This is a genomic window from Ruminococcus intestinalis (genome assembly GCF_014288065.1).
Taxonomy (GTDB): domain Bacteria; phylum Bacillota; class Clostridia; order Oscillospirales; family Acutalibacteraceae; genus Ruminococcoides; species Ruminococcoides intestinale_A.
Genome location: NZ_JACOPS010000002.1, coordinates 246259 through 258980 on the forward strand (window position 1 = coordinate 246259; position 12722 = coordinate 258980).

The 12722-nt window shown below is 51.5% G+C and carries 15 protein-coding genes; all 15 read left to right on the forward strand.

All coding sequences use genetic code 11. From position 1 onward, the window contains the following. Window positions 1-100: 100 nt before the first annotated feature. The 15 genes from H8R91_RS05340 (at window position 101) to H8R91_RS05410 (ending at window position 12719) form a co-directional block, all read left to right on the forward strand. The gene (locus H8R91_RS05340) at window positions 101-922 is read left to right on the forward strand and encodes a ParA family protein (protein ID WP_186935180.1); all 822 of its coding nucleotides are present in this window, start codon (window positions 101-103) and stop codon (window positions 920-922) included. After that, window positions 879-1808 carry a ParB/RepB/Spo0J family partition protein gene (locus tag H8R91_RS05345; RefSeq protein WP_186935181.1) on the forward strand — a complete coding sequence of 310 codons (930 nt, stop codon included), beginning with the start codon at window positions 879-881 and terminating at the stop codon, window positions 1806-1808. Before H8R91_RS05340 ends, H8R91_RS05345 begins: the two co-directional genes overlap by 44 nt. A gap of 12 nt (window positions 1809-1820) precedes the next feature. Continuing rightward, a complete protein-coding gene (locus H8R91_RS05350; RefSeq protein ID WP_186935182.1) occupies window positions 1821-2096 on the forward strand; it encodes a DUF5720 family protein in 276 nt (91 codons plus the stop codon). A 29-nt stretch (window positions 2097-2125) separates the two neighbouring features. Then, window positions 2126-2311 (forward strand): hypothetical protein, encoded by a 186-nt coding sequence (locus tag H8R91_RS05355; RefSeq protein ID WP_118582688.1) that lies wholly within the window; start codon window positions 2126-2128, stop codon window positions 2309-2311. A 67-nt stretch (window positions 2312-2378) separates the two neighbouring features. Beyond that, a complete protein-coding gene (locus H8R91_RS05360) occupies window positions 2379-3257 on the forward strand; it encodes a DUF6017 domain-containing protein (RefSeq protein WP_148393248.1) in 879 nt (292 codons plus the stop codon). Window positions 3258-3305: 48 nt separating this feature from the next. Then, entirely contained in the window at window positions 3306-3668 is a 363-nt protein-coding gene (locus H8R91_RS05365) for a DUF7768 domain-containing protein (RefSeq protein ID WP_015537377.1), read from the forward strand. Continuing rightward, the gene (locus H8R91_RS05370) at window positions 3661-3972 is read left to right on the forward strand and encodes a DUF5720 family protein (RefSeq protein WP_015527911.1); all 312 of its coding nucleotides are present in this window, start codon (window positions 3661-3663) and stop codon (window positions 3970-3972) included. Before H8R91_RS05365 ends, H8R91_RS05370 begins: the two co-directional genes overlap by 8 nt. Before the next feature lie 101 nt (window positions 3973-4073). Next, a complete protein-coding gene (locus H8R91_RS05375; RefSeq protein WP_015518807.1) occupies window positions 4074-4574 on the forward strand; it encodes a PcfB family protein in 501 nt (166 codons plus the stop codon). Further along, the gene (locus H8R91_RS05380; protein ID WP_186935183.1) at window positions 4571-6400 is read left to right on the forward strand and encodes a VirD4-like conjugal transfer protein, CD1115 family; all 1830 of its coding nucleotides are present in this window, start codon (window positions 4571-4573) and stop codon (window positions 6398-6400) included. The genes H8R91_RS05375 and H8R91_RS05380 overlap by 4 nt, the downstream gene beginning before the upstream one ends. Before the next feature lie 217 nt (window positions 6401-6617). Further along, window positions 6618-6836: a Maff2 family mobile element protein gene (locus H8R91_RS05385; protein WP_003525154.1), complete on the forward strand. Its 219-nt coding sequence runs from the start codon at window positions 6618-6620 to the stop codon at window positions 6834-6836. 69 nt (window positions 6837-6905) lie between these two features. After that, window positions 6906-7775, forward strand: a complete 870-nt coding sequence (locus H8R91_RS05390; protein ID WP_005335866.1) for a VirB6/TrbL-like conjugal transfer protein, CD1112 family — start codon at window positions 6906-6908, stop codon at window positions 7773-7775. Window positions 7776-7795: 20 nt separating this feature from the next. After that, window positions 7796-8251: a PrgI family protein gene (locus H8R91_RS05395; RefSeq protein ID WP_002576235.1), complete on the forward strand. Its 456-nt coding sequence runs from the start codon at window positions 7796-7798 to the stop codon at window positions 8249-8251. Further along, complete coding sequence (locus H8R91_RS05400; RefSeq protein WP_186935383.1) at window positions 8208-10610, forward strand: VirB4-like conjugal transfer ATPase, CD1110 family; 2403 nt, start codon at window positions 8208-8210, stop codon at window positions 10608-10610. Before H8R91_RS05395 ends, H8R91_RS05400 begins: the two co-directional genes overlap by 44 nt. Next, window positions 10607-10990, forward strand: a complete 384-nt coding sequence (locus H8R91_RS05405; RefSeq protein ID WP_009003364.1) for a DUF3851 domain-containing protein — start codon at window positions 10607-10609, stop codon at window positions 10988-10990. The genes H8R91_RS05400 and H8R91_RS05405 overlap by 4 nt, the downstream gene beginning before the upstream one ends. Continuing rightward, a complete protein-coding gene (locus H8R91_RS05410; RefSeq protein WP_186935184.1) occupies window positions 10983-12719 on the forward strand; it encodes a C40 family peptidase in 1737 nt (578 codons plus the stop codon). The genes H8R91_RS05405 and H8R91_RS05410 overlap by 8 nt, the downstream gene beginning before the upstream one ends. The last annotated feature ends 3 nt before the right edge of the window (window positions 12720-12722 follow it).

Below are 12722 nucleotides of genomic sequence, written 5' to 3' on the forward strand. Positions count from 1 at the left end.
TATTTCTTACATAGCCGTTTATTCATTTATTTGAGTAAGCGGCTTTTTTCATCCCTATTTTTCGGAATAGGGATATTTTTTGTAGAAGGAGGAGGTTTATTTGAACACGCAAATCATCGCCATCGCCAACCAGAAAGGCGGCGTTGGCAAAACAACAACCTGTGCGAATTTGGGAATAGGTCTGGCACAGGCCGGAAAGAAAGTGCTTCTGATCGACGGGGACCCGCAAGGAAGCCTGACAATCAGCTTAGGAAATCCGCAACCAGACAAGCTGCCATTTACACTGTCGGATGCAATGGGCAAAATTCTGATGGATCAGCCTATACGCCCCGGAGAAGGTATTCTGAATCATGCAGAAGGCGTTGACCTGTTGCCTGCGGATATTCAGCTTTCCGGTATGGAGGTTTCTCTGGTAAACGCCATGAGCCGTGAAACGGTTTTACGGCAATATCTGGACACACTAAAGGGACAATATTCCCATATCCTGATTGACTGTCAGCCCTCGTTGGGGATGCTTACGGTCAATGCGCTGGCGGCTGCGAACAGGATCATCATTCCCGTTCAGGCAGAGTATCTGCCCGCCAAAGGGCTGGAACAGCTTCTATCTACGGTCAGTAAGGTGAAACGGCAGATCAATCCAAAGCTCCAGATTGACGGTATCCTGCTGACGATGGTGGATAACCGCACCAACTTTGCAAAAGAGATTGCTGCTTTGCTGCGGGACACCTATGGAAGCAAAATCAAAATCTTTGGAACGGAGATTCCACACTCTGTCCGGGCAAAGGAAATCAGTGCAGAGGGAAAAAGTATTTTCGCCCATGACCCTGGCGGCAAAGTGGCAGAGGGGTATCGAAATCTGACGAAGGAGGTGTTGAAACTTGAAAAGCAGCGCGAAAAAAATAGAGCTGGCCTCGGTAGATGATCTGTTCTCCACCGAAGAAGGCCGCCAGGATGCAAAGCTGGAAAAGATTCAGGAAATTCCATTGTCTGAACTGCATCCCTTTAGGAACCACCCATTCAAAGTCAAGGATGACGAGGCCATGATGGAGACCGCCGACAGTGTTCGGCAGTATGGTGTTCTGGTTCCGGCGATTGCCCGCCCGGACCCGGAGGGCGGCTATGAGCTGGTTGCCGGTCACAGGCGGCACCGGGCAAGTGAGCTGGCCGAGAAAGAAACCATGCCTGTCATTGTCCGAGACCTGGACGATGATGCCGCCACTATCATCATGGTGGACAGCAACTTGCAACGAGAAAGCCTGCTCCCCAGTGAAAGAGCATTTGCATACCGCATGAAGCTGGAGGCCATCAAACATCAGGGGGAACGCTCTGACTTAACTTCTCGCCAAGTTGGCGAGAAGTCGCAGACTTCTATTCAGCTTGTTGCAAGCCAAGCCGGTGAAAGCCAGAGGCAGGTGCAACGCTATATCCGCCTGACGGAGCTTATCCCCGAACTGCTGGATATGGTAGATGAAAAGAAAATCGCCATCAACCCGGCTTATGAGCTGTCTTTCCTCAAAAAAGAGGAACAGCGGGACTTGCTGGACGCGATGGACAGCGAACAGGCTACCCCCTCTCTCTCCCAGGCCCAGCGGCTCAAGAAATACAGCCAGGAGGGACATCTGACCCTTGATATGATGCGTGTCATCATGGGTGAGGAAAAGAAAAGTGATCTCGACAAAGTGACTTTCACCTCCGACACCCTGCGGAAGTATTTCCCCAAAAGCTATACGCCCCAGCGGATGCAGGAAACTATCATCAAGTTGCTGGAGGCATGGCAGAAAAAGCGCCAGAGAGACCAGGAACGATGAAAGGAGCCGCCTATGAGGGATATTTCAGCCCGTGAGCTGAAAGGACACAACATTCTCGCCGTAGAGAGGTTTTGGGATGACACCCGCTGGATGATTGAGTTTTCCGTCCTGCGTCCCAGCACAGCTTACGGCAGCCCCGGAGAGGAAATGCGGCTGTTTTTGACCGAGGACAGGTATCAGGCCGCTCTGCAAAGCCAGCAGCGCCGGGAGATCAAGATCAAGCGTTACGCTCGTGTGATTGAGGGACATATCCTCGATTTCAAACCAAGAAAACGCCGCCGCTCATAAACCTATACAACGAAAGGAAAGGAATGACTATGTGTACGGTAAAGGAAATTCAAGAAGCAATCCGGGAAGATTGCAAATCTCAGCATGACATGGATACAACGGATATTGACCGCGTGATGCAAACACTTCCTTTCACCCAGGAGGAGCCATTTACAGAGGCGCGTCCTCAAAAGCCGCTGTTTTGGCTCTATGCAAGAAAATTTGAAAAGTGTTGAACACCGCAATTCTTTGGAATGAGGATTGCGGTTTTTTTGTACCCCAAATTCGGAAGGAGTGAGGTCGATGGCCGTTTTTCGCATTGAACGGACCCGTGATTATACCGTGATGAGCAATCATCATTTACGAAATGCAAATCTGTCGTTAAAAGCCAAGGGGCTGCTTTCCATGATGCTGTCTTTGCCAGAGGACTGGAATTACACCACCCGTGGTCTTGCAAAGATTTGTAAGGAGGGCGTGGATGCCATAGGCGCTGCGCTGCGGGAATTGGAGGCTGCCGGTTACATTGTGCGGCACAAACTGCGTGACCGCCAGGGACGCATCAGTGATACGGAGTATGTCATATATGAGCAGCCACAGCCGAAGAACCCGGATACGCCACAGCCGGATATGGCTTCACCAGATACGGAAAACCCGGATATGGTAAAACCGGATACGGAAAAGCCCGCAGAATTAAATATAGAGAAATCAAATACAGAAAAAACAATTACTTATGGATCAAGTACCGATTCTATTCCCTTCCGGGAGCCAGCGGCAGCACAGCTGCCGGAACGGAAAGGAAGGGATGCGATGTCTGTCTCAGAGATGGAAAGTTATCGGGATTTGATTCTGGAGAACATCGAGTATGACCACCTGTGCCGGGAGTTTACCACCTATCGGGAGGACCTGGACGAGATTGTGGAGCTGATGGTGGAGACCGTCTGCGCCAAGCGGAAAACCACCCGGATCGCTGGCAGCGACTTCCCCCATGAGGTGGTCCGCTCCCGTTTTTTGAAGCTGGATTGCTCCCACATCGAGTTTGTCATGGAATGCCTGCGGAACAATACCACCGAAATCCGCAACATGAAGCAGTATCTGCTTGCGGTGCTGTTTAATGCGCCGACCACGATCAGCAACCACTACACCGCACAAGTCAACCACGATATGTACGCAGGTGGCTGGTAAACAGCCGCTTTTCTGCTACCCGAAAACACCGGGAGAAAGGATTTTGCCATGAAACGACCTCTTGCCTACATTACGGCTCCCTGGAGCAACAGCCAGTATGAGAACGCCGAGAACGCTGCGGCCTACTGTCGTCAGGTGTACGACGCCGGGTATTCGCCCATCTGCCCGGTGCTGTTCCTGCCTACCTTCCTCAAGGACGAGATTCCCCAGGAACACAAGGACGGGCTGGATATGGCGCGGGACTACCTGCGCCGGTCCCATGTGCTGGTGGTCTGCGGTCACGGCATCGACGAGACCGTGAAGAATGACATTGCCACCGCCGAGCGCCTGCGGATCACCGCCACCACCCTGGACGGTATCCTGACCGTGAAGGGCCAGGGACGCGGGAAAGGAGGCGCACGCCATGCCTGAGCGTAAGACCGTGGGCCAGCTGATGGAGGAAATGCGCCTCAAAGCCGGGGCGCAGAACTACCACGGCCATGAGTACATGGATTTGGAGCGGTTTGCCGATGACACCCGGCACATGATTATCTTCGATGTGCTGACCGACGATTCCCCGGTGGGCTGGAAAGGTGAACGGACCCGCCTGTTTCTGACGGAGGCCGGATACCAGAAAAGCCTGGAGAACCAGGAAAAGGGCCACATCAAGATCCTCAGCCATGCCAAAGTGCGCCAGGGCCATCTGTACTATGACCGCTCCGACCAGCTGCGCTGAAAGGAGCTTGCCATGCTGAAATACCTGCTGCGGCGGCTGGTGGTCCCGCCTTAGTATCAAGTGCCACCCCTGCAAAATCCGTTGAAAGGAGGCGATGACCTATGCAGGAGGAAGTGGAAAACAGGACTTTGACGCTGGTAGTCAGCGGAACAAAGTTTACCGGGCGGTTGATGAAAGCCGCCATCACCAAGTACCTTGCCCACCGCAAGGAAAAGAAGCTGCAAAAGCAGAAAAGCCGGGATACCCCCGTGATTCCCCACGGCAAGCAGACGGTGAAGCAGCTGATCGGCCAGAATCAGGGCGTTTCCAATATCGAGATCACCGACCCCTCCATCAAGGAGTTTGAGAAGATCGCCCGGAAATACGGCGTGGACTATGCGGTGAAGAAGGACCGCAGCAGCTCCCCGCCCAAGTACCTGATCTTTTTCAAAGGTCGTGACGCCGATGCGCTGACCGCTGCTTTTACCGAGTACACCGGGAAAAAGGTCAGGAAGGCGGAGAAATCCGAGCGTCCGTCTGTGTTGGCAAAGTTGAGCCAGTTCAAAGAGCTGGTGAAACACGCCGTCGTGGACCGGAACAAGCGAAAGGAGCTGGAACGATGAAAAAGACATTGGACATCAAAAAGCTCATTTTGCTGAATATGCCGTATATCCTGCTGGGGCTGTTTGCTACCAATTTTGGAGAGGCATGGCGAATGGCACAAGGGGCGGATGCTTCAGAAAAGTTTCTTTCGCTGGTTGCAGTTCTGCCTGGGGCGCTGGAAAGTTTCTGGCCAAGCCTGCATCCATTGGACTTGTTGGTAGGGCTGTGCTGCGGTGTTGGTCTGAGGCTGGCGGTGTATCTTAAAAGCAAGAACGCCAAGAAATATCGACATGGTTTGGAATATGGTTCGGCCCGCTGGGGAACCCGTGAGGATATTGCACCTTACGTTGATCCTGTATTTCAGAACAATGTGATTCTGACGAAAACGGAGAGCCTGACCATGAGCAGCCGCCCCAAGGACCCCAAGACTGCCAGAAACAAAAATGTTCTGGTCATTGGTGGCTCTGGTTCCGGTAAGACCCGATTCTGGCTGAAACCCAACCTGATGCAGATGCACAGTTCCTATGTGGTCACAGACCCGAAGGGAACCATTTTGGTCGAGTGCGGAAAAATGCTCCAAAGGGGTGCGCCCAAGCTGGGGAAGGACGGAAAGCCCATGAAGGATAAGCATGGCAAGGTCATTTATGAGCCGTACCGAATCAAGGTCCTAAATACCATCAACTTCAAGAAGTCCATGCACTATAACCCTTTCGCCTATATCCATAGCGAAAAGGACATCTTGAAGCTGGTAACAACGCTGATTGCCAATACCAAAGGCGAAGGCAAGGCCGGAGACGATTTCTGGGTCAAGGCGGAAACATTGCTGTATTGTGCGTTGATTGGATATATCCACTATGAAGCTCCGGTGGAGGAGCAAAACTTCTCCACCCTCATCGAGTTCATCAACGCCATGGAAGTCCGGGAGGATGACGAGGAGTTCAAAAACCCCGTTGACCTGATGTTTGATGCGCTGGAGGCGGAAAAGCCCAACCATTTTGCGGTCCGGCAGTACAAGAAGTACAAGCTGGCCGCCGGTAAGACCGCCAAGAGTATCCTGATTTCCTGCGGTGCGCGACTTGCCGTGTTCGACATCGCAGAGCTGCGCGAGGTTACATCCTACGATGAGTTGGAACTGGATACGCTGGGAGACAGAAAAACGGCTCTGTTCCTCATTATGAGTGATACGGATGACAGTTTTAACTTTCTCATTTCCATGTGCTATACCCAGTTATTCAACCTGCTTTGTGAAAAGGCCGACGATGTGTATGGCGGCAGGCTTCCGGTTCATGTGCGCTGCCTTATCGACGAGTGCGCCAACATCGGCCAGATTCCCAAACTGGAAAAGCTGGTGGCCACCATCCGAAGCCGTGAAATCTCTGCCTGTCTGGTGTTGCAGGCACAGAGCCAGCTCAAGGCAATTTACAAAGATAATGCCGATACCATCATCGGCAATATGGATACTTCCATCTTCCTGGGCGGTAAAGAGCCGACTACCCTCAAAGAGCTGGCTGCCGTGCTGGGTAAGGAAACCATCGACACCTACAACACCGGAGAGAGCCGTGGGCGGGAAACCTCCCATTCACTCAACTATCAAAAATTGGGGAAAGAGCTGATGAGCCAGGATGAGCTTGCTGTTATGGATGGCGGCAAGTGTATCCTCCAGCTGCGCGGTGTGCGTCCTTTCCTTTCGGATAAGTACGACATCACCAAGCACCCCAATTTCAAGTACACAGCTGATGCAGACAAGCGAAATACCTTTGATATTGAAGCATTTTTGTCTGCCAGACTAAAACTCAAGCCTGATGAGGTCTGCGATGTATATGAAGTAGACACGGAGGGCGTGTAATACGGTTCCGCTGAGAAAGGAGTGATCGTATCTATTTGCCGCAACTGCCTCTGTTGAGGCCATTGGCGTACAAAGCGGGCAATCATCAACAAAATAATGAAAAAGGAGGACAGCCGGAATCAGGCTCTCATATATCGAGGGCAGATTGTTCCGGCTTTTGTATGCCTATGAAACATGACAAACCTATTTTTTAATCAGATTCCGGCTAACAAACTATATGGCATTTTTTGAACAGGCAATTACCGTTCTTCAGACTCTCGTTATCGCTCTGGGCGCTGGTCTTGGTATCTGGGGTGTCATCAACCTGTTGGAAGGTTACGGCAACGACAACCCTGGCGCAAAATCTCAGGGCATGAAGCAGCTCATGGCCGGTGCTGGTGTAGCCGTTGTTGGTATGGTTCTTGTACCTCTGCTCTCCGGGCTGTTCTCTGTCTAAGCGTTCCTGCATGAAATCCTTGCCGCTCCCGCAGCTCTGCGGGGGCGGCGGAAAGGAGGTTGACACCGTATGGATTTCTTACTTGAAGCCCTGACGAATTGGCTGAAAGAAATGCTGGTGGGCGGTATTATGAGCAACCTTTCGGGGATGTTTGACAGTGTAAACCAACAGGTCGCGGATATATCCGTACAGGTAGGACAGACCCCACAGGGATGGAATGGCAGTATTTTCAATATGATTGAGAATCTGTCAAACTCCATCATGGTGCCGATTGCAGGTGTGATCCTGGCTATCGTGATGACCGTAGACCTGATTCAGATGATTGCAGACAAGAACAACCTGCATGATGTGGATACCTGGATGATTTTCAAGTGGGTGTTCAAATCAGCTGCCGCCATCCTCATTGTCACAAACACATGGAATATCGTGATGGGCGTCTTTGATATGGCGCAGAGCGTGGTGGCGCAGGCGGCAGGGATTATCAATTCGGATGCGTCCATTGATATTTCCTCAGTTATGACCGATCTGGAACCGAGGCTGATGGAAATGGATTTGGGACCGCTGTTCGGACTGTGGTTCCAATCCCTCTTTATTGGCATTACCATGTGGGCGTTGTATATCTGTATCTTTATCGTTATTTATGGCCGTATGATCGAGATCTACCTTGTAACTTCGGTGGCTCCCGTTCCAATGGCTGCAATGATGGGCAAGGAATGGGGCGGTATGGGACAGAATTACCTCCGATCCCTGCTGGCACTGGGCTTTCAGGCGTTTCTCATTATCGTCTGCGTGGCAATTTATGCTGTGCTGGTGCAGAACATCGCTATGGAAGATGACATCATCATGGCAATCTGGAGCTGCGTGGGCTACACTGTACTGCTATGTTTTACGCTGTTCAAAACCGGCAGTCTCGCCAAATCAGTCTTTCAGGCACACTAAAACGGAAGGAGGTTTCCACATTGGCTTATGTACCCGTACCCAAGGACTTAACAAAAGTCAAAACAAAGGTCATGTTCAATCTGACCAAGAGGCAGCTTATCTGCTTTACGGGCGGAGCGCTTATTGGCGTACCGCTTTTCTTTTTGCTCAGAAAACCTACCGGAAACAGTGTAGCGGCTATGTGTATGATGCTGGTTATGTTGCCCTTCTTTATGCTGGCTATGTACGAAAAGCATGGACAGCCCCTGGAAAAGATCGTGGGCAACATTCTCAAAGTAGCTGTGATCCGTCCCAAGCAGCGACCTTACCAGACCAACAACTTTTATGCCGTATTAAAGCGGCAGGAAATGCTCGATAAGGAGGTGTATGACATTGTTCACCGCAATAAAAAAATGGCTGCATCGGATGTTCGGAAAAACCGAGGAAAAAACTGTGCAGCCGGTAAAGACAAAGAAAAAGCTGTCCCGCGCCGATAAGAAGCAGATCGAAGCGGCCATTGCCCGCGCTAACCGCACGGACAAAAAAGGAAAATCTGCGCAGGACAGTATCCCTTATGAACGGATGTGGCCGGACGGAATCTGCCGCGTATCGGACAGCCACTACACAAAGACCATCCAGTTTCAGGACATCAACTATCAGCTCTCCCAAAACGAAGATAAGACGGCAATCTTTGAGGGGTGGTGTGATTTCCTCAATTATTTTGACAGCTCGATTCATTTCCAGCTGTCTTTTTTGAACCTTGCGGCATCGGAGGAGACCTTTGCTAACTCCATTTCCATTCCGCCCCAGAGGGACGCCTTTGACAGTATCCGCGAGGAATACACCACAATGCTGCAAAATCAGCTGGCCAGAGGTAACAACGGTCTCATCAAGACCAAATACCTGACCTTTGGTATCGACGCGGACAGCATCAAAGCCGCCAAGCCCCGTCTGGAGCGTATTGAGACCGATATACTTAATAACTTCAAGCGTCTTGGTGTAGCTGCCAGAACGCTGGACGGTAAAGAAAGGCTTTTTCAGCTTCATGCGGTATTCCACATGGATGAACAACTCCCGTTTCAGTTTGAATGGGACTGGCTGGCTCTTTCCGGTCTGTCCACAAAGGATTTTATTGCACCAAGCTCCTTTGAGTTCCGCACCGGCAAGCAGTTCCGTATGGGTAAGAAATACGGAGCTGTTTCTTTTTTGCAGATCCTCGCACCGGAACTGAATGACCGTCTGCTGGCTGATTTTTTGGATATGGAAAGTTCGCTCATTGTGAGTATGCACATTCAGTCGGTGGATCAGGTGAAAGCCATCAAAACGGTAAAGCGCAAGATTACCGACCTGGACCGCAGTAAGATCGAAGAACAGAAAAAAGCAGTCCGTGCCGGATACGACATGGACATCATTCCATCTGACCTTGCTACCTACGGCAGTGAAGCGAAAAAACTCTTGCAGGATTTGCAGAGCCGCAACGAGAGAATGTTCCTTTTGACCTTTCTGGTGCTGAACACAGCGGACAATCCCCGTCAGCTTGGCAACAACATCTTTCAGGCAGGCTCTATTGCCCAGAAGTATAACTGTCAGCTGACCAGGCTGGACTTCCAGCAGGAAGAAGGGCTGATGAGCTGTCTGCCTCTGGGTCTCAATCAGGTTGAGATTCAGCGAGGACTGACCACCAGTTCCACAGCTATCTTTGTGCCCTTCACTACGCAGGAACTGTTCCAGAACGGGAAAGAAGCTCTGTACTATGGCATCAATGCTCTGTCCAACAACCTCATCATGGTGGACAGAAAGCTGCTGAAAAACCCCAACGGCCTGATTCTGGGTACGCCGGGTTCCGGTAAGTCCTTCAGCGCAAAACGAGAAATTGCCAACTGTTTTTTGCTTACCAGCGATGATGTCATTATCTGTGACCCGGAAGCGGAGTACGCACCTCTTGTTGAGCGTCTGCATGGGCAGGTCATCAAGATCTCACCTACTTCAACCAACTATATCAATCCGATGGATCTGAATCTGGACTATTCGGATGATGAAAGCCCGCTGTCACTCAAGTCTGACTTTATCCTCAGCTTGTGTGAGCTGATCGTGGGCGGTAAGGAGGGCTTGCAGCCGGTGCAGAAAACCATTATTGACCGTTGTGTACGGTTGGTTTACAACGAATATCTCAATGACCCAAAGCCGGAGAATATGCCGATTTTGGAGGACCTTTATAACCTGTTGCGGGAGCAGGAAGAAAAAGAAGCTCAGTACATTGCAACGGCATTGGAAATCTATGTAACGGGTTCGTTGAATGTGTTCAATCATCAGAGCAATGTGGACATTGATAACCGGATTGTCTGCTATGACATCAAGGAACTGGGCAAGCAGCTTAAAAAAATCGGTATGCTGGTGGTTCAGGATCAGGTATGGAACCGTGTTACCATCAACCGTGCCGCGCACAAGTCCACCCGCTACTACATCGACGAGATGCACCTGCTTTTGAAGGAGGAGCAGACCGCCGCCTATACGGTGGAAATCTGGAAGCGATTCAGAAAATGGGGCGGTATTCCGACAGGTATCACCCAGAATGTCAAAGACCTTTTGAGCAGCCGCGAGGTGGAAAATATCTTTGAAAATTCCGACTTCGTGTATATGCTTAACCAGGCAGGCGGAGACCGTCAGATTTTGGCGAAGCAACTGGGGATTTCCACACACCAATTATCTTATGTGACCCACTCCGGTGAGGGCGAGGGCTTGCTGTTTTATGGCTCTACAATCCTGCCTTTCGTGGATCACTTCCCGAAGAATACCGAGCTTTACCGCATTATGACCACCAAACCCCAGGAACTGAAAAAGAAGGAGGATGAATGATGATGAACCCCAACATTTTGAATAAAAATCCGCTGATGTTTTTTGACAGGGCGGTAAATGCCCAGCGCAGCCAGCTGCTTACAGTCATGGCCGATGCGGTAAGTGAGTGCCGCACGGCGGCAGATCAGGCAGCCGAACTGAATGAGACCGGTCAGGTGGGGCTTCTTCGTCTGGCAGAGGTCTGGAGCGCCATTCGTGCTAAAGAAGGTATGGGCGGCCTGATTCTGGAAGGAACAGAGGCGAAGATCCTGTCCGATGTGGTGGCACAGTTTTATGCCTACCTGTCCGGCTGTATGTTCAACGATCCTGTGGGAATGGCCATTTATGCAGAGCTGCACTACATGATGTCCTCCCTCATGCTGGGAGAATGGTTTGAATAAGGAACCGCGTCTGCGCTTTACTGATGAGGAACGATCTGACCCTGCACTGGAAAAGCCGATCCGTAAAGCGGAGAAAGCTGCGGCCAGAGCAGATAAGGCGCAGGCCAATATCCCAAAGAAAAAGGTCAGGCAGACGGTCATTGACCCGGATACCGGAAAAAAGGCCTCGAAGCTGACCTTTGAGGACAAGAAAAAGCCACCTTCCAAAGTTTCTCAAGGAGTCAGGGAAGCTCCCGTCCATCTGGTTGCGGGCAAGCTCCACAAAGAGATCCGGGAAACAGAGCAGGACAATGTGGGTGTAGAAAGCGCCCACAAGTCCGAGGAGGCGGTGGAGACCGGCGCTTATCTGGTGCGGGAGGGCTATCGCAGCCACAAGCTGAAGCCGTACCGCAAAGCAGCACAGGCAGAGCGCCAACTGGAAAAGGCAAATGTAAATGTTCTGTACCAGAAATCTTTGCAGGAAAATCCCCAGTTTGCCAGCAATCCGCTTTCCCGCTGGCAGCAAAAGCAGGCCATCAAAAGGCAGTATGCCGCCGCCAAACACGCCGGTCAGACTGCCGGAAATACCGCCCAGGCTGCATCCAAAACCGGAAAAGCCGCAAGGACGGTAAAAGAAAAGGCACAGCAGGCAGGGGCGTTCGTCATGCGCCACAAGAAGGGTTTCCTGATGGCAGGGGTTTTGTTCCTCATTACCTGTATGCTGATGAATACCATGTCCTCCTGCTCCATGATGGCGCAGAGCATCGGTTCCGTTCTCTCCGGCACCACTTATCCGTCGGATGACCCGGAAATGCTGGCAGTGGAAGCAGATTATGCAGCCAGAGAAGTCCAGTTGCAGGAGGAAATCGACAACATTGAAAGCAGCCACCCAGGGTATGACGAGTATCGCTATGACCTTGGTATGATCGGCCATGACCCTCATGAGCTGGCAGCATTTCTGTCTGCCGTCTTGCAAGGTTACACCCAGCAGAGCGCTCAGGCAGAGCTGGCGCGTGTGTTTGCAGCACAGTATCAGCTGACGCTTACTGAGGAAGTGGAGATTCGCTACCGCACGGAGACCTCCACCGACCCGGAGACCGGCGAGACCACCTCAGAAGAAGTCCCCTATGAGTATTACATTTTGAATGTGAAACTCACCAGCAAGCCCATTTCCGCTGTGGCGTCGGAGATTCTGACCCCGGAGCAGATGGAAATGTATCAGGTCTATCGACAGACCATGGGCAATAAGCCGTTGTTGTTTGGCGGCGGTTCCCCTGATACCAGCGGCTCGGAAGATCTGTCCGGTGTGCAGTTCATTAACGGTACCCGCCCCGGCAATCCTCAGCTGGTGGAACTGGCCAAGCGTCAGGTGGGCAATGTGGGCGGCTATCCTTATTGGAGCTGGTATGGCTTTGACAGCCGCGTGGAGTGGTGCGCCTGCTTTGTATCCTGGTGTTATAACCAGGCTGGAAAAAGTGAACCGCGCTTTGCAGGCTGTGAGTGGCAGGGCGTTCCGTGGTTCCAGTCTCATGGACAATGGGGTGCAAGAGGCTATAACAATCTGGCTCCCGGAGATGCAATTTTCTTTGATTGGGATTTGGATGGGACAGCAGACCATGTGGGTATCGTGATCGGTACGGATGGCAGCCGTGTTTATACCGTGGAGGGAAATTCCGGCGATGCCTGCAAGATCAAAAGTTATGACCTGAATTATCAAAGTATTAAGGGCTACGGCCTGATGAACTGGTAACAG

Bases quoted from the DNA above. Each gene is read 5' to 3' on its own strand.
- H8R91_RS05360 (WP_148393248.1), top strand. From the start codon at position 2,379: ATGGCCGTTTTTCGCATTGAACGGACCCGTGATTATACCGTGATGAGC.
- H8R91_RS05390 (WP_005335866.1), top strand. From the start codon at position 6,906: ATGGATTTCTTACTTGAAGCCCTGACGAATTGGCTGAAAGAAATGCTG.
- H8R91_RS05405 (WP_009003364.1), top strand. From the start codon at position 10,607: ATGATGATGAACCCCAACATTTTGAATAAAAATCCGCTGATGTTTTTT.
- H8R91_RS05370 (WP_015527911.1), top strand. From the start codon at position 3,661: ATGCCTGAGCGTAAGACCGTGGGCCAGCTGATGGAGGAAATGCGCCTC.
- H8R91_RS05350 (WP_186935182.1), top strand. From the start codon at position 1,821: ATGAGGGATATTTCAGCCCGTGAGCTGAAAGGACACAACATTCTCGCC.
- H8R91_RS05355 (WP_118582688.1), top strand. From the start codon at position 2,126: ATGTGTACGGTAAAGGAAATTCAAGAAGCAATCCGGGAAGATTGCAAA.
- H8R91_RS05385 (WP_003525154.1), top strand. From the start codon at position 6,618: ATGGCATTTTTTGAACAGGCAATTACCGTTCTTCAGACTCTCGTTATC.
- H8R91_RS05375 (WP_015518807.1), top strand. From the start codon at position 4,074: ATGCAGGAGGAAGTGGAAAACAGGACTTTGACGCTGGTAGTCAGCGGA.
- H8R91_RS05380 (WP_186935183.1), top strand. From the start codon at position 4,571: ATGAAAAAGACATTGGACATCAAAAAGCTCATTTTGCTGAATATGCCG.
- H8R91_RS05365 (WP_015537377.1), top strand. From the start codon at position 3,306: ATGAAACGACCTCTTGCCTACATTACGGCTCCCTGGAGCAACAGCCAG.